This is a genomic window from Jeotgalicoccus sp. S0W5 (assembly GCF_011634875.1).
Lineage (GTDB): Bacteria > Bacillota > Bacilli > Staphylococcales > Salinicoccaceae > Jeotgalicoccus > Jeotgalicoccus marinus.
In genome coordinates, this window is the sequence record NZ_SIRQ01000003.1 from 266,636 (window position 1) to 284,010 (window position 17,375).

General features: G+C 36.6%; 17 protein-coding genes. 16 read left to right on the forward strand and 1 reads right to left on the reverse strand.

What is annotated here, in order from left to right; all coding sequences use genetic code 11:
- Nucleotides 1-20: 20 nt before the first annotated feature.
- Genes EYB29_RS03630 through thrB form a run of 3 tightly spaced genes read left to right on the forward strand, consistent with a single transcriptional unit; the run spans nucleotide 21 to nucleotide 3,164 of the window.
- On the forward strand, nucleotides 21-1,232 hold the full coding sequence (locus EYB29_RS03630; protein ID WP_166626612.1) for a homoserine dehydrogenase: 1,212 nt from the start codon (nucleotides 21-23) through the stop codon (nucleotides 1,230-1,232).
- The gene (thrC, locus tag EYB29_RS03635) at nucleotides 1,232-2,293 is read left to right on the forward strand and encodes a threonine synthase (protein ID WP_026866471.1); all 1,062 of its coding nucleotides are present in this window, start codon (nucleotides 1,232-1,234) and stop codon (nucleotides 2,291-2,293) included. Before EYB29_RS03630 ends, thrC begins: the two co-directional genes overlap by 1 nt.
- 1 nt (nucleotide 2,294) lies before the next feature.
- Nucleotides 2,295-3,164: a homoserine kinase gene (gene thrB, locus EYB29_RS03640; protein ID WP_026866470.1), complete on the forward strand. Its 870-nt coding sequence runs from the start codon at nucleotides 2,295-2,297 to the stop codon at nucleotides 3,162-3,164.
- Nucleotides 3,165-3,208: 44 nt separating this feature from the next.
- Here thrB and EYB29_RS03645 read toward each other — a convergent pair whose 3' ends face one another.
- Nucleotides 3,209-4,210 (reverse strand): LLM class flavin-dependent oxidoreductase, encoded by a 1,002-nt coding sequence (locus EYB29_RS03645; protein WP_026866469.1) that lies wholly within the window; start codon nucleotides 4,208-4,210, stop codon nucleotides 3,209-3,211.
- Nucleotides 4,211-4,332: 122 nt separating this feature from the next.
- On the opposite strand from EYB29_RS03645, the gene EYB29_RS03650 reads away from it, so the two are divergent.
- The 13 genes from EYB29_RS03650 to EYB29_RS03710 all read left to right on the forward strand — a co-directional run bounded on the left by EYB29_RS03650 (nucleotide 4,333) and on the right by EYB29_RS03710 (nucleotide 17,263).
- The gene (locus EYB29_RS03650; RefSeq protein WP_026866468.1) at nucleotides 4,333-5,466 is read left to right on the forward strand and encodes a cysteine desulfurase family protein; all 1,134 of its coding nucleotides are present in this window, start codon (nucleotides 4,333-4,335) and stop codon (nucleotides 5,464-5,466) included.
- A gap of 29 nt (nucleotides 5,467-5,495) precedes the next feature.
- The gene (gene mnmA, locus EYB29_RS03655) at nucleotides 5,496-6,599 is read left to right on the forward strand and encodes a tRNA 2-thiouridine(34) synthase MnmA (RefSeq protein WP_026866467.1); all 1,104 of its coding nucleotides are present in this window, start codon (nucleotides 5,496-5,498) and stop codon (nucleotides 6,597-6,599) included.
- Nucleotides 6,599-7,243 (forward strand): tetratricopeptide repeat protein, encoded by a 645-nt coding sequence (locus tag EYB29_RS03660; protein ID WP_166626613.1) that lies wholly within the window; start codon nucleotides 6,599-6,601, stop codon nucleotides 7,241-7,243. Before mnmA ends, EYB29_RS03660 begins: the two co-directional genes overlap by 1 nt.
- A gap of 5 nt (nucleotides 7,244-7,248) precedes the next feature.
- A complete protein-coding gene (recD2, locus tag EYB29_RS03665) occupies nucleotides 7,249-9,609 on the forward strand; it encodes an SF1B family DNA helicase RecD2 (protein WP_166626614.1) in 2,361 nt (786 codons plus the stop codon).
- 243 nt (nucleotides 9,610-9,852) lie between these two features.
- Nucleotides 9,853-12,480 (forward strand): alanine--tRNA ligase, encoded by a 2,628-nt coding sequence (gene alaS / locus EYB29_RS03670; protein ID WP_166626615.1) that lies wholly within the window; start codon nucleotides 9,853-9,855, stop codon nucleotides 12,478-12,480.
- Between the two features lie 59 nt (nucleotides 12,481-12,539).
- On the forward strand, nucleotides 12,540-12,803 hold the full coding sequence (locus EYB29_RS03675; protein WP_166626616.1) for an IreB family regulatory phosphoprotein: 264 nt from the start codon (nucleotides 12,540-12,542) through the stop codon (nucleotides 12,801-12,803).
- Complete coding sequence (gene ruvX, locus EYB29_RS03680) at nucleotides 12,796-13,227, forward strand: Holliday junction resolvase RuvX (RefSeq protein WP_166626617.1); 432 nt, start codon at nucleotides 12,796-12,798, stop codon at nucleotides 13,225-13,227. The genes EYB29_RS03675 and ruvX overlap by 8 nt, the downstream gene beginning before the upstream one ends.
- Nucleotides 13,224-13,535 (forward strand): DUF1292 domain-containing protein, encoded by a 312-nt coding sequence (locus EYB29_RS03685; protein WP_370545384.1) that lies wholly within the window; start codon nucleotides 13,224-13,226, stop codon nucleotides 13,533-13,535. Before ruvX ends, EYB29_RS03685 begins: the two co-directional genes overlap by 4 nt.
- Before the next feature lie 57 nt (nucleotides 13,536-13,592).
- Nucleotides 13,593-14,720: an endolytic transglycosylase MltG gene (gene mltG, locus EYB29_RS03690; protein ID WP_166626618.1), complete on the forward strand. Its 1,128-nt coding sequence runs from the start codon at nucleotides 13,593-13,595 to the stop codon at nucleotides 14,718-14,720.
- A gap of 44 nt (nucleotides 14,721-14,764) precedes the next feature.
- The gene (locus EYB29_RS03695) at nucleotides 14,765-15,430 is read left to right on the forward strand and encodes an O-methyltransferase (RefSeq protein ID WP_156889139.1); all 666 of its coding nucleotides are present in this window, start codon (nucleotides 14,765-14,767) and stop codon (nucleotides 15,428-15,430) included.
- Nucleotides 15,431-15,444: 14 nt separating this feature from the next.
- A complete protein-coding gene (gene udk / locus EYB29_RS03700) occupies nucleotides 15,445-16,065 on the forward strand; it encodes a uridine kinase (RefSeq protein ID WP_026866458.1) in 621 nt (206 codons plus the stop codon).
- Nucleotides 16,066-16,092: 27 nt separating this feature from the next.
- Nucleotides 16,093-16,569 carry a transcription elongation factor GreA gene (greA, locus tag EYB29_RS03705; protein WP_166626619.1) on the forward strand — a complete coding sequence of 159 codons (477 nt, stop codon included), beginning with the start codon at nucleotides 16,093-16,095 and terminating at the stop codon, nucleotides 16,567-16,569.
- Nucleotides 16,562-17,263 carry a 5'-methylthioadenosine/adenosylhomocysteine nucleosidase gene (locus tag EYB29_RS03710; protein ID WP_026866456.1) on the forward strand — a complete coding sequence of 234 codons (702 nt, stop codon included), beginning with the start codon at nucleotides 16,562-16,564 and terminating at the stop codon, nucleotides 17,261-17,263. Before greA ends, EYB29_RS03710 begins: the two co-directional genes overlap by 8 nt.
- Nucleotides 17,264-17,375: the final 112 nt, after the last annotated feature.

Sequence of the window (17,375 nt, forward strand, 5' to 3'; positions counted from 1 at the left end):
ACAGATTATTGGAGGTCATTATGGAAAAGAAAATTGCCTTACTTGGAATGGGCACCGTTGGTAGTGGTGTGATCAAACTATTCAGAGAAAATGAAGACTTGATTAAAGAAACAACAGGTCTTACCTTTACCATTACACACATTTTAGTGTCTGATACGAAAAAAGTAAGAGACGTAGATGTATCAGACATTCATGTGACCGATAATATTGAAGAAATTAGTTTAGATAACATTGATTTAGTCGTTGAAGTGATGGGTGGTATCGATGATACTAAAGACCTTTTACTACAGATTTTAGAATTAGGCATACCTGTCGTCACTGCGAATAAGGATATGTTGGCAATACACATAGATGAACTTGAGGAAAAAGCTATAGAAGCGAATACTAAGATTCTTTATGAAGCGGCAGTAGCTGGTGGTATTCCAATTATCAATAGTATGAAATATAGCTTGAACAGTAACAAAGTTAATAAAGTAATGGGAATTTTAAACGGTACGACAAACTATATGTTAACTAAGATGAGAGACGAGGGTTGGGATTATGAATTAGCCCTTTCTACAGCTCAAGATATTGGATATGCAGAAGCAGATCCTACAGCAGATGTTGAAGGTATAGATGCCGGAAGAAAAATCTTATTGTTAGCAAGACTAGCCTTTCATAAGAAATTTGACTTCAATCAAGTCACAATGTCTGGTATATCTGGTGTGGATATTAAAGATGTTAACATCGCTAAATCTAATGGCTTTACTTTAAAGTTACTTGGGGTAGCTGAAGCGGTAAATGAGGTTTATCACTTATCTGTTTCACCAATACTGATATCAAATAACCATCAACTGAGCAGTGTTAAAAATGAAAAAAATGCAGTGTACATTACAGGTAATGGCATCGGTGAAGCAATGTTTTATGGACCAGGTGCAGGGAGTTTAGAGACGGCCTCAGCAGTTCTAAGTGACATGATTAACGTCTTTAATATCGATGTGAATCAATTAACTTTACCTACAACGACTGCTGTTATTAATAATAGCATAGTTGAAGCAGATTATTACATTCGTTTTAGTGAAGACATTAAGACAGTTCAAAATGTTCTAGATGGTGAAAACGTTTCATATGAGATTTTAGATGATAAAAACTCTGTTTGTATTTTAACAGTTGATGATGAATCATCTTTTATAACAGTTACAAACAAGTTAACATTAAAAGTTTCATACCAAATATTAGGGGCTGATTTATAATGGCATGGCAAGGTCTAATTAAAGCATTCGGAGCATATTTACCAATTACAGAACAGACACCTCAACTCACTTTATTTGAAGGTAACACGCCTTTAGTAAAATTAGAAAAAATTTCCGATACTTTAGGCATCGATTTATATGCTAAATTCGAAGGTTTGAATCCTACAGGATCATTTAAAGATAGAGGTATGGTACTTGCAGTTGCAAAAGCTAAAGAAGAGGGTGCACACACTGTAATCTGTGCGTCTACAGGAAATACTTCAGCTTCAGCTGCAGCCTATGCAGCTCGGGCAGGACTTAATGCAATTGTTGTGTTACCTGAAGGTAAGGTAGCAGCAGGGAAAATATCACAAGCGATGATGGCTGGTGCGAAAACGGTATCTATTGATGGTAATTTCGACGACGCCTTAAAAATTGTGCGTAAGATCGCTCTGAAAAATGAGGGTGTAGAATTAGTAAACTCCTTGAATCCATACCGTATTGAATGTCAAAAGACTGCAGCTTTTGAAGTGGTTGATGAATTAGGGAAAGCACCAGATTATTTAGCAATTCCGGTCGGTAATGCAGCTAATATTGCTGCTTATTGGAAAGGATTTAAAGAATACCATGAACAAAAACAATCTGGTTTACCAAAGATGTTTGGCTTTGAAGCAGAAGGGTCAGCTGCAATTGTTAAAGGGAAAGTTATTGAAAATCCAGAAACAATTGGTACAGCGATTCGTATCGGTAATCCAGCTTCCTGGACTAAGGCTGAAAAAGCGAGAGATGAATCAAAAGGTAAAATTGATGCTGTAACAGATGATGAAATTTTATCCGCTTATAAATTAGTTGCACAAACTGAAGGTGTCTTTTGTGAACCAGGGTCCGCAGCTTCTCTTGCAGGTGTCATAAAATCAGTGAATAACGGGTCAATTGAAAAAGGCACAACAGTCGTTACTGTACTTACAGGAAACGGACTTAAAGACCCAGATACAGCGATTGATACAGCTATGGAAAAACCGAAGAAACTACCATTAGATGAACAAGCGATTGTTGATTATATTGAGAGTTTAGGTCAATAATATGAGCGAGTTATCATTCAAAGTACCCGCATCAAGTGCTAACTTAGGACTCGGCTTTGACTCAATCGGTGTTGCAGTTGATCTGTTTTTAACTATTGAAACCACTTTAGCAGATGCGTTTAAAGTGGAATTTAAATCTAAAGAACTAGAAGTATTGCCATCTGATGAGACCAATCTAGTCTTTGAAACTGCATTAAAAATAGCGAAAGATTATAAGCGAACATTGCCACCAATCCATATGATTATGGATAGTGATATTCCACTTTCACATGGCTTAGGATCTTCTTCTAGTGCAATAGTTGCAGGAATAGAAATTGCAAATCATTATTTAGACTTAAATTTAAGTGACCACGAAAAAGTACTAATCGGCTGTCAGATAGAGGGACACCCAGATAATGTGGGCCCATGTATAACGGGCGGTGCTTTTGTGGGCTACTACTTAAATAATGAATTGTATTATTATCATATCGATATTGGGGAACTTGGAATAATTATTAGTGTGCCGGATTATGAGATTAATACTATTGAGGCTAGAGAAGTATTACCAAATGCCTATACAAGAGTAGAGGCAGTGGCGCAAAATGCCCTTGCCAATGTGATGATTCTCGCACTACAAAACCAAGATTATCAGTTAATGGGTCATTTAATGATGAAAGATAGCTTTCATGAACCCTATAGACAACCATTAATTCAGGAATTTGAAGAAATTAAGGAAATGGCACTCAAAAATGGTGCCTTAGCCACAGTAATCAGTGGCGCAGGGCCGACAGTTCTAACATTAGTTGAAGAAAATGATACAAGGGCTGTTTTAAAACACCTACAAACTATTCACTCCTGTGAGCATAGAATTGTGAATGTCTATCAGAAATAAAAAATGTGCACCTGACTTAAAATCAGGTGCACATTTGTCTTTTATTAAAGTTTGTTATATTCGCTTGCAACCTCAGCAAACAGGTCGTAGGATTTTAATAATGCATCCATATCATAAATATACGAAGCAACAATCAACTCATCTACATTATATTTCTCTTGGAATTTTTCTAAACTCGCCATCGCGTCCGCCTTGTCACCTAAGAACTGAATTGGGAACTGCTGCTTAATCGTATTTTCTTCCATTGGTGTCCATAATCCTTCCATGGAATCAACAGGTGGTTGAAGTTGTTCTCTTTTATTTCTAATTAGTCCAATAATAGTTTGGTAATGTGTCGTTGCTAGATGCTCTGCTTGAGACGTCGTTTCAGCTAAAATAGCATTAACTGATGCCATTTTATACGGTTTGTCGAGTTGGGCACTCGGCACAAAATTATTTTCATATATAATAAAGGCTTCATTCATCTGAGCAGGTGCAAAGTGTGAAGCAAAGGCATAAGGTAAGCCGAGTTTCGCCGCAATGTGGGCAGAGTCTGTTGAAGAGCCCAATACATATAAGGGGACGTTTGATCCTTCACCTGGATATGCAACTAAGGCAGCCCCGTTATCCGCTAGGTAACGACGGAGCTCTTCTATTTCATCTTTAAATGAAAATACACCTTCGTGATTACTGCGTCTAATTGCATTAGCAGTTAACATATCTGTACCTGGTGCACGACCAAGCCCTAAGTCTAAACGATCACCAAAAATTGCATGGAGTGTACCGAACTCCTCTGCAACAATATAAGGAGAGTGGTTAGGTAGCATGACCCCTCCAGATCCTACTCTAATCTCATCAGTATTTTGTAAGATATGTTGGATGAGTTGTCTAGTCGCACTGGATGCAAGAGATCTCATATTATGATGTTCTGAAATCCAGTATCTTTGATAGGCTGTTTTATCCACATGTTTAGCCAAAGTAATCATATCTTCAAAAGCACCTGTAGCATTAGAACCTTCTCTTACAGGAACTAAATTTAATACAGATATATTAATGTTTTTCGACATTTGTGAACCTCCATGAATTTATATTATTTATTACATTTTCTTATATCCAAACAGAAAAGTATAAATATCTGCTCGAACATGATAAAATCTATAAGAATTATGTATGAGATAAGAGGGATAGTATGTCAATTTATGTAGATTATGCAGCGACAACACCAATTGATGAATCAATATTACAAGAGATGCTAAATAATGCGGATAAGTTTGGAAATCCATCAAGTATTCATCGGATTGGTAAAGAAGCGAAAGCTTTTTATGAACAATCACGACAACGAGTTGCCAAACATCTAAATGCTAGAGCTGACGAAATTGTCTTTACGGGGAGTGCCACGGAGGCAAATAATTTTGTCATTCGTGGGATTAGTGGTTTTTATGAAAAACCTCATATTATTACAACGAACGTTGAACATGCTTCTGTTAAGGAAACTTTTGATGATATAAAAGAGAATGTTGATATTACTTATTTGAATGTCAACGAGACAGGTTTAATAGATGTCGATGAGCTAAAGGCCGCACTTAGACCAGAAACAAAGCTCGTCTCGATAATCATGGTAAACAACGAAACAGGTACGATTCAACCTGTTGAAGCGATCGCGAATGTCTTGAATGAAACTGATGCTCTTTTCCACATTGATGCAGTCCAAGCATTTAAGCAACTACCTATTGATGTTAAGGCATTATCTTGTGACTTCCTCACCTTAAGTGGACATAAATTAAATGCGCCTAAAGGTATAGGTGTCTTATATGTGAAAAACAATACACATATTAAACGCATGATTACTGGTGGCTCCCAGGAAAGGGAACGTCGAGCGGGTACCGAAAATACTTTATATGCTTATGCAATGAGTTTAGCGGTAGAAAAGGCAGCTGAAAATAGAGAGAGAAATACAGAGCAACTTAATCTATTAAAAGATTCATTCATTAAGTCACTAGAAGATGATAAGGTGCCATTTGAAATCAATGGAGACATTTCTAATCAGACAGGACATATATTGAATTTATATTTCCCGTGGAGTGAATCGGAATACTTGTTAACTGCCTTAGATATGAAAGGTGTATATGCCTCTGGTGGCTCAGCTTGTAATGCGGGTACAGTCGTCCCCTCACATGTTATTACAGCCATGTACGACAAAGACCGTAGCAAGCATTCTTTACGTTTTAGTTTCTCAGAACAACTATCCCCCTCAGATATAAAAACAGTCTCGAGCGCTTTAAGTAAAATATATAATAATTTAAATGAAAACGGCTTTATTTAAGCTAAAGAAAAAGAAAGGAAGATTTACAAATGTCTAATAATGACACAACTGTAGTCGTTGGTATGAGCGGTGGTGTAGACTCTTCAGTCACAGCGAAACTCTTATTGGAACAAGGCTATAACGTGATCGGTATTTTTATGAAAAATTGGGATGATACAGATGAGTTTGGTGTATGTACAGCAACTGAGGACTACGAAGATGTGAGGTTGGTTGCCGAAGAAATCGGTATACCATACTACTCTGTTAACTTTGAAAAGGAATATTACGACCGTGTATTCCAGTATTTCCTCGACGAATATAAAAAAGGACGTACACCTAATCCAGATGTGATGTGTAACAAAGAAATTAAATTTAAAGCATTCTTAGACCATGCAATGAAACTTGGAGCAGATTATGTAGCAACTGGTCATTATGCTAGAGTTGAGCATGATGGTGAAAATGTACGTATGCTTCGTGGGGTAGATAATAATAAAGATCAAACTTATTTCTTGAATCAATTATCTAAAGAACAACTTTCTAAAGTGATGTTTCCACTCGGTCACCTTGAGAAAAAAGAAGTGCGTGAATTAGCACATCAATACGATCTAGCAACTAAAGATAAGAAAGATTCAACAGGGATATGTTTTATCGGAGAAAGAGACTTTAAACAATTTTTAAGTAACTATTTACCAGCAAATCCGGGAAGAATGATTAACTTAGAAACTGGTGAAGATAAAGGACGTCATGATGGCTTAATGTACTACACTATAGGACAAAGACAAGGTCTTGGTATTGGTGGAGATGGTGGGCCCTATTTTGTTGCAGGTAAAAACCTAGAAACAAACGAATTGTACGTTGTACAAGGTGATGGGTCGAATGCCTTAACTTCAACGAGACTACTTGCAAGTGAAGTGAACTTTATAAACCCAGTTGAAGATACTTTTGAAGCAACAGCGAAATTCCGCTATAGACAAAAAGATGTGCCGGTAACTGTTAGAGTGATGGGCGACGATCAGATAGAGGTCACTTACGATTCAGCAAATGCTGTCACACCAGGTCAAGCAGTTGTACTCTATGACGGTGATACTGTAATTGGCGGGGCGACGATTGATTCAGTATATAGAAATGATGAGAGATTGGAGTATCTGGCTTAATGTTTGCATATAAGACGCTCATTGAAAAAGGGGACTATGAAGCAGCTTTAGAAGAAATTTTTAAAGCGATAGATGAATCTCCAAAAGAAGACACACACTATATAAACGGTGCCGTTGTTTTGTCAACTATAGGTAAAATAGAAGAAGCAGAACGTTTTTTACAACAAGCACTAGTGATTAATCCAGATAGTTTTAGTGCCTTATATACGCTTGGTAATTTATATTTTGATGCTGAGCGTTATAATGAAGCAAGAACAGTTTATTTAACTGCTTATGGTAGTAAAATGGATGATGGAGATTTAAATTTCATGCTAGGTCGCACACACGTCAATACCGGTGAAATTAAAATGAGCATCCCATTTTTTGAAAAAGCATATCAAAGCATGCCAGATGACACAGATTTATTGTTTAACTATGGTTTAGCATTGTGTCAAGTCGAACAATATGTACCTGCGGTTAAACTATTATCTGCAGTGACAGAAAAAATCGATCATGCAGATGCTGAATATAATCTAGGACTTGCAATATACATGCTAACTGAGGATAAGAGTAAGGCAACTGAACATTTTAAGAAGGCGACTGAAATTCAAGCAGATCATCATCTAAGTCATCACGCCTTAAAAAAATTTAATGAGTTGGAGTAGATTCTATGGCTGATCACGGACAAACTTCAATATATGACGAACTTTATATTATCGGTGATGTGGACCGCGTTATCTTCATGAGCGAAGATTCGCGGTTTCATGTATTGAAAGTTAATATTACAAAGACAAATACTAAGTTCCGTGATGATGGTATAGTCACTGGATTCTTTCATGAAATTGAAGAAGGTGAAAGTTACCGTTTTGTTGGTAAGGTAACAAGCCACCAAAGATTTGGTGAGCAATTTGCAGCAGATAGTTTTCATAAGGAAATTCCAGATACTAATGAAGGGCTGATTCAATACTTCTCTAGTGATAAGTTTCCTGGTGTAGGAACTAAAACAGCAGAAAAAATTGTTGAAACGCTTGGTTTAGAAGCCATTAGTATCATTACAAATGATGACGATGCTCTAAATAAGGTTAAGGGTTTAACAAAACAAAAAAGACAGATGATAACTGATACTGTTAGACAGTCTAACCTATCAGATGAAGCTTATTTGTTGATGATTAATTTAAATATAGAACCATCTAAGCGTTCTAAAATTATTGATACATATAAGAGTGATACTTTAAATATATTGAGAAATCACCCTTATCAACTCGTCAGTGATATCTTTGGCATAGGTTTTAAAAAGGCTGACCAAATCGCATTGAATTCAGGTATTAATGCGGATGATCCAGAGCGCTTGGTTGCTGGTGTCATGTATACGATTAGCGATGAAATCAATGCGGTCGGTCACACTTATACGACTGTTGATTTAATACAAGATAAAACCCTAACACTCTTAAATACATCAAAAAATTACTTTACCAAGAGTGATATTGATGTGGCGCTTGAGACCTTAGCTTTAAACAAGAAGCTAATCTTAAAAGATCAACGTGTCACTATGCCGAATATCTATCATTCTGAGTATAAAGCAGCGAATAAGCTTTCTCATATTATGGATTTTAAAATCGATGAGATTGATGTGGATGAAGCTAGACATACCATTAAAGAAATCGAAAAATCATTCGATATAAATTATAGTGACAAACAGCGAACATCGATATTAAATTCAATCACTGAAAAGGTTTCGATAATTACGGGGGGACCGGGTACTGGTAAAACAACAATAGTTAAAGGGATTATCGCCCTGTATAAGGAAATGTATGACTATAAAAATTTCAGTGAATATGAAGATGGGGAATATCCTATTAAACTTGCGGCACCAACAGGTCGTGCAGCGAAGCGGATGGCGGATACTTCAGGTATAGAAGCGAAGACGATTCACAGGATGATCGGCTGGGGTCAAGATACTGAAGCTGACGAGATTTTAGATAATGAGATTGATGCAGAATTAATAATTATTGATGAAATGTCCATGGTCGATACATGGTTATTTTATCAGTTGATGCAAAATGTAATGCCACATACCAGACTCGTTTTTGTAGGAGACAGTGACCAATTACCGTCAGTTGGTCCTGGTCGAGTATTTAAAGATTTAATTAAGTCTAATGTTATAAATACGACAATTCTCGACACAGTTTACCGTCAAGGCGAAGGTTCGTCTATCGTTAGTCTTGCATACGATATTGCTAATGGTAATCCTATGAATATCACAGATAAGTTTAAAGACAGGGTGTTTTTCCCTGCAAATGCGAACCAAATTGTAGAAGTAGTAGATAAGGTCGCTACAAGAGCTGTTGAAAAGGGTTATGACATGAGAGATATTCAGGTACTTGCCCCGATTTACAGAGGACCTGCAGGCATTAATACCCTTAATCAACTACTCCAAGGTATTCTAAATCCTGAAGGTGACGACAAAACCGAAATAGAATTTGGTGATAAAGTATTTCGTAAAGGTGATAAGGTCATTCAACTTGTTAATCGAACAGAAGATAATGTATTTAATGGTGATTCTGGCATAATTTCCAACATCTTTTTAAAATCCTACGGCGAAACTGACAAGGACAAAATTGTCGTTGAATTTGAAACTGGACATATCTCCTATGAAAGAAAAGATTTGATGGAGCTTTCACATGCCTACTGTACGAGTATTCACAAAGCACAGGGTAGTGAATATCCTATTGTCATTATGCCTATCGTCTCTAGTTATTACCATATGTTGTTGAAGAACATTGTATATACAGGTATTACACGTGCAAAGGAGTCCTTGGTCTTATGTGGGGACCCTAATGCTTTTTACAGTGCAATTAATAGAGAAGGAATAGAAAGAAATACGATGTTAGAGGAATTTCTAAGAACGTATTGTAAAACCTTTTTACAACCGACAGCCTTGCCAGACTATCTAACGGAAGAAGTCGTCAACAAAGAATTAGTAGATCCAATGATTGGCATGGAGGGTATTACCCCGTATGAATTTGTTTGACACTTAAACCTTAAGATTTTATAATTGATTTAAATTTACTGGAATTTTAAATATACGGATTGTTTTTTTAGAGACATTGCGGTTGGTGCAAGCAATGAGACCCCGTCTATGTGCTACTTTCCAGTTATACTAATAATGCTAAAGTGATGACTATGTCATAAACTGGGTGGTACCGCGGTAACTATCGTCCCTTTTTTACAAGGGACGATTTTTTTATTTTATAAAATAACAGGAGTGATAATGATGAAGAAGTTAACTGGTAATGAAATTCGTCAGATGTTTTTAGATTATTTTAAGTCACATGATCATATGGTAGAACCAAGTGCGTCACTAGTACCTGTCGATGATGATTCACTATTATGGATTAATTCAGGTGTCGCAACTTTAAAAAAATATTTTGATGGTCGTACAGTGCCTACAAAACCGAGAATCGTTAATGCACAAAAGGCAATCCGTACAAATGATATAGAGAATGTTGGATTTACAGCTCGTCACCATACTTTCTTTGAAATGTTAGGGAACTTTTCAATCGGTGACTATTTTAAAAAAGAAGCAATTATTCGTGCCTGGGAATTTTTAACGCATGAAGATTGGATTGGTTTCGATCCAGATTTACTTTATGTGACGATTCACCCGGAAGATATCGATGCTTATAATCTATGGAAAGATGTGATTGGGCTAGATGAATCACGAATCATCCGTATTGAAGGGAACTTCTGGGATATAGGAGAAGGCCCTTGTGGACCAAACAGTGAAATCTTCTATGACCGTGGTGAAGCTTACGATACGACAAGCCCAGAAAGCGAAATGTATCCTGGTGGAGAGAACGAGCGATATCTAGAAATTTGGAACTTAGTATTTAGTGAGTTCAACCATAATAAAGACGGTTCTTATACACCACTTCCAAAGCAAAATATTGATACGGGTATGGGCTTAGAGCGTATTACGAGCGTTATTCAAGATGCGAAAACAAACTTCGATACTGATTTATTTACACCAATCATTAAAGAAATTGAAGTGGTATCTAAGAAAGACTACGGTGTAAATGATACTTACGATACTGCATTTAAGGTCATTTCTGACCATATTAGAACGGTTGCATTTGCGATTGCTGATGGCGCACTACCATCGAATGAGGGACGTGGTTATGTCCTCCGTCGCTTAATTCGTAGAGCTGTGAGATTCAGTAAAGACTTGGATATTAACCAAGCCTTTATGTACCAGTTGACGGATGTTGTAAGTGAAGTTATGGGTGGGTTCTATCCAAATGTTTCTGAGAAAAAAGACTTTGTAAAAGAAGTTATTAAAGGTGAAGAGGAACGGTTCTTGCAAACACTTGATGAAGGTATCAAAATCTATCAAGGATTACGTGATCGTGCTAAACAAACGAATGGTGTGATTGATGGTAAGGATGCATTTAAACTTTATGATACTTACGGCTTCCCTTATGAGTTAACAGTAGAATATGCCGCCTTAGATGGTTTAACAGTTGATGAAGCAGTGTTCAATGAAGAGATGGCTCAACAAAAAGAACGCGCAAGACAAGGTAGAAAGAGCGGGGACTCTATGCAAGTGCAGTCTGAAACCTTCCATAGCATTACCTCCCCAAGTGTATTTAAAGGTTATGAGACCACATATGTTGAATCAACTTTAGATTATATTGTAAAAGATGATCAACTCGTTGATTCAGTTGAAGAAGGTAAAGTTGAAGTCATATTCAGTGAAACTCCATTCTACAGTGAAAGTGGTGGACAAATTGCAGATACTGGTATTATTTCTAACCAGTTTGGTAAAGCAGAGGTCGACTACGTTTACAAGGCGCCAAATGGTCAAAATGTTCATGTGATTAATGTTGTAGAAGGTCGCTTAACCAAAGGAGAAAGTTATCAACTTCAAGTAAACACAGAAAAACGCCGTTTTGTAATTAAAAATCACACTGCAACTCACTTATTACACCAAGCATTGAAGGATGTTATTGGTGAACATGCCAACCAAGCGGGATCACTTGTACAAGCTGAACGTTTACGTTTTGACTTCTCTCATTTAGAGTCGATATCTAAGGCAGATTTACAACAGATTGAAGACATTGTAAACGAAAAAATCTATGAAGGTTTAGATGTTGTTATTAAAGAAATGCCAATCGATAAAGCGAAAGAGCTTGGTGCAATGGCGCTCTTTGGTGAGAAATATGGTGACATTGTACGCGTGGTAAATATAGATAATTATTCAGTCGAACTATGTGGTGGGATACACGTTGGTAATACTTCTGATATCGGTGTATTTAAAATTGTTTCAGAAAGTGGTATTGGCGCCGGCATTCGTCGTATTGAAGCAGTTACAAGTAAATTTGCAGTCAATGTCTATAAGGAAGAAGAAGATAAACTATCACAAATTGATCAATTACTAAAATCAAAACCAGAAAATACGGTTCACAAACTAGAAACACTATTAACAGATAAAAAAGAATTACAGATTGCTTATGATGGGTTAAAACGTGAACTTCAAGAAACCAAACTCAATGATTTATCTGCATCAACAGTTGAAATTGACGGTATCAATGTAATTCGCCAAGAAGTTGAGGCATCAAATGCCAAAGAATTACGTGAACAAATGGACGTCATAAAATCACAAAATCAGGATGCGGTTATCGCGCTTAGTGCAATAACGGGTGACAAAGTATCACTAGTTGTCACTGTGCCTAAGGAATTGACAGAAAAATTCCATGCTGGACAAATTATGAAGGGCATGGCTGAAATTGTAGGCGGCAAAGGCGGCGGCCGTCCTGATATGGCTCAGGGAGGGGGAACAAACCCTGAGAGTATAACAGCAGCATTACAATTTGTTGAAGAGTATATTAAAGATAATGTATAAAACGCTGTAAAATGTTATAATATGAACCAAATATAGATGTATGAATAGGAGTGCTTTTAGTGGACCAGTTCGATAAAACTATGAAGTTCAGTGTAGATGAACGTAAGGAAGAGAACGTTAAAAAAGTCTTAACTAACGTTTATAACACTTTGGAAGAACGCGGCTATAATCCTATTAATCAAATTGTCGGTTATCTGCAAAGTGGTGATCCTGCCTATATTCCTCGCCATAATGAAGCTCGTAATCAGATTAGACACGTTGAAAGTGATGAGATTATGGAAATTTTAGTGAAGAATTATGTCGACAAAGAGATAAATGGTTAGAATTCTCGGGCTCGATGTAGGCACAAAAACAATTGGTGTGGCCATTAGCGATGCTTTAGGTTGGACTGCTCAAGGACTGACTACACTAAAAATAGACACGCATCAAGATGATTACGGCATAGATGAACTTGTAGACATTGTTAAAAAGTATGAAGTAGATACAGTGGTTGTAGGTTTACCTAAAAATATGAACAATACGATTGGGGAAAGTGGAGAAAGATCTCAACATTTTGCCGAATCACTTGCTCTTGAACTCACAGATGTTAAAATAACTCTGTGGGATGAGCGCTTAAGCACGGTCGCTGCCGAGCGTTCATTACTAGAAGCTGATTTATCACGCAAAAAAAGAAAAGCGGTTATTGATAAGATGGCTGCAGTATTTATACTACAAGGCTACTTAGATAATCCGCATAAAGGAGCATGAATATGACGAGCGAGAATACAGAATTTAACAAAGAAGAAGAACTACTTACGCTTTATGATGAGGATGGTTCTGAAGTACTTTACAGAAAAATGCTCGAATTTTATCACCCAGAATTTGATAAGAACTACGTTATCCTTGCTGAAGAAGGAAACTTTAGTGACGAAGAAGAGGATATCGAGCTTATCCCAATGATTAACGTTCCCGATGAAGAAGGCGACGGCGGTAAATTCCTACCAGTGGAAACTGACGATGAATGGGACATGATCGAAGAAGTTGTAAACACACAAATGGATGATTACGACGAGTAATACCCTCCAGCTTCCAATAGAAATATTGGAAGCTATTTTTTCAGAAAGGATAAATCTATGAGTAAATACGATGATGTTAAATTTTCAAAAAATGTATCGTCTTACCTCACACTTTTTATCGTAATTATTTTAGTTGTTATTTTAATCGTCGGTATTATTTCAGCCTTTTTATATATTAGAAGTGGTTTACAACCCGTCGATGAGGATTCAACTGAAACAATTGAAATGTCCATAGAACAGGGCTATTCTGCTAGTGACATTGGGGATTTATTAGAAAGTGAAGGCATTGTTAAGAATGGTACGATGTTTGAGTTATACTTACGTTTAAATAGTATTTCTAGCTATCAAGCAGGTACATATCAAATGTCACCCGCAATGGATTTCGAGCAGATCGCTCGAACATTAGAAACCGGTACGATATATGAGGAAGTTCAGTATAGATTAACAGTTCCAGAAGGCTATACAATTGAAGAAATCGCTGGCCAGATTGAAAGCAATACACCTGCTTCAGCAGATGAATTCCTAGAACTCATGAATGATGAGGAATTTATTGATGAATTGATAAGTGAGTACCCAGAGATGCTAACGGATGAAATTAAGGAAGAAGATATTAAGTATGCACTTGAAGGGTATCTCTATCCTGCAACCTATGATATTACAACAGAAGAACCAGACTTAAAACAATTGGTGAGAAATATGCTGAATGCAACAAAAGAGAACAGTTATAACTTATATACATCGTCACCTGATTATACAATTACTTATGAAGGTGAATCGCGTACTTTAACATTCCATGAATTCTTGACGTTCTCATCATTAATTGAAGAAGAAGCGACCTCCCTTGCGGACCGTTCACGAATCGCGAGTGTATTTTTAAATCGCATGGCATCCGTTCCAACAATGCCACTACAAACAGATCCCACTGTACTTTATGCACTTGGGGAACACCAAGAAGTGGTCTTGTATGAAGATCTTGAGGTTGATGATCCTTATAACACATACATTCACAACGGCTTAACACCAGGACCTATTGCTGCACCAGGTTTAGAATCTGTTCAAAGTACATTAAATCCATCAGATACTAATTATTATTACTTCCTAGCGGATAGTGAAGGTAATAACCACTTTGCAGAAACCTATGAAGAGCATAACGAAAATAGAGAGAAATATATTGATGGAGAATAATATGCGCTTTTCAAATTAATTGAAATGTGTTATTATCTATCGTAATGGATGAACAACTGATAACTTTGTTATCAGTTGTATTTTTTGTATATGGTGATCAGATGGAACTAAAACAATATATTAGAGAATTGAATACAGAGGCTGAGATATTTATAGATATATATGACTACGCAGTTAAGCACCATGTTCCAATCATTGATGGCGATGCCTTAAATGCTGTTAAACAGTACATATCTATTAAAGGTGCAAAAAACATCTTAGAGATTGGAACGGCTATTGGCTATAGTGCTTTGCATTTTGCAAGCGTTGATGACGATATTCACGTGACAACGATCGAAAAGGACGAAGCGAGTCATAATATTGCAAATGAAAATATCAACAACAGCCCATATAAGGATAGAATTACAACGATCCTAGCCGATGCTAAAACAGTTGAACTAAATCAAAAAGATTTTGATTTTCTATTTATAGATGCATCAAAAGGAAACAATCAATTCTTTTTCGATAAATATAAGACTTATTTATCCGATGATGCACTGATCATTGTAGACAATATTTTTATCCGTGGGCTAATCACTGAAGATGAAATTGAGAATAAAAACAAAAGAAAACTTCGTGATAAGGTTAGGGAATTCAATCAGAATATGAAAGATAGTGAGTATTCGACTTCATACTTAAATATCGGAGACGGCTTACTAGTCATTTACTAAGGGTGTGTACGCAAATGGAAAAACCGACGATAATAGGAATTGCTGGGGGTTCAGGTTCTGGTAAAACTTCAGTTACTAGAAAAATTATGGAATCACTTGAAGGACACAGCATTGTTCTTATCGAACAGGACTACTATTACAAAGATCAGAGTGAGAAGACCATGGATGAAAGATTACAAACCAACTATGACCATCCATTTGCTTTTGATAATGATCTACTGATTCAACATATCAACCAGCTGATAAATAGGGAAACGATTGATATACCGACTTATGATTATGCTAACCATACAAGAAGTACTGAAACGATAAGGGTAGAACCTAAAGAAGTAATCATCATTGAAGGTATTTTCGCCTTAGAAAATGAAACGCTTAGAGATCTTATGGATGTGAAACTTTATGTAGATACGGATTCAGATATTCGTATTTTACGTCGTTTGGCACGTGATATCAAAGAACGTGGTCGCTCACTAGATTCAGTGATCGATCAGTATTTATCAGTTGTTAGACCAATGCATCTTCAATTTATTGAGCCTACCAAACGCTTCAGTGACATTATTATTCCTGAAGGTGGGGAAAATATGGTGGCAATCGATATCATTACAACGAAGATTAGAACTTTAATCAACGAATAAAAGATTTATATTTAACGGAGGATTACGATGGAAAACAAAAAAGAATACCCAATGACACAAGAAGGTTTTGAGCAATTACAAGTTGAACTAGAGGAATTAAAAACAGTTAAAAGACCAGAAGTGGTTGAGAAAATAAAGGTTGCACGTAGTTTCGGTGACTTATCTGAGAACTCAGAGTACGACGCAGCTAAAGATGAACAAGGTTTTGTTGAAAAAGAGATTACTAAAATTGAAGAAATGATTAGACACGCTGTTATCATTGAAGATAATGGAGATAAAAACACTGTTGGTTTAGGTAATACAGTAACATTTACTGAAGTGCCTGATGGTGATAAAGAATCATATCAGATCGTTGGTAGTGCAGAAGCGGATCCGTTTGAAGGAAAAATCTCGAACGAATCTCCAATGGCACAAGCACTATTAGGTGCAAAATTAAAAGACGAAGTCGATGTACCCTTACCAAATGGTAACTCAATGAAAGTGAAAATCGTGAAAATTGACTAAGTTTACAGTCGGTATCGTAGGTGCAATGGAACCTGAAGTTGCCTTGTTAAAAACGGCGATGACAATAGAGAGAGAAGAATCGCTTATTCACACTACTGCCTGTATTGGACAGTTGAATGGGCAGAATATTGTCTTAGTCCAGTCTGGGATTGGTAAGGTGAATGCGAGTATCATTACGGCATTAATGATTGAGCGCTATGATTTAGATTATTTAATAAACACTGGCGTCGCTGGTGCTTTATCAAATAAATTAAACGTAACAGATATGGTGATTTCAACAGATGTCACACATCATGATGTGGATGCAACTGCCTTCGGTTATGTATTGGGCCAAGTTCCTGGCATGCCAGAGGTTTATCATAGTGATGATCAGCTTCAAGCACTCGCCCTATCTATAATCGACAATAACGAAGAGATTAAAGGACAATGTGGTCAAGTTGTAAGTGGTGATTCATTTATCGATAGTAAAGTAGAAAAAGATAACATTCTTAGTAATTTTGCTGATGCACTTTGTGTAGATATGGAATCAAGTAGTATTGCACAAACTTGCTATCAATTTGAGACACCATTTTTAATTATGCGTTCGATGAGTGATAAAGCGGATGATAGTGCGGACATGAGTTATGATGAATTTTTAGCTCGGGCTTGTGTTCATTCTTCTGAAGTTGTAAAATCAATATTAAGAGAACTGTAATGTGGAGGTAGCTATGTTATTCTTAATGATTCTTGCAATTGTATTTACGGTTATTATTGGCTTTGTTGTTTACACAGAAACTGAAACGGAAGACCCTGAAATAATCGAGTAG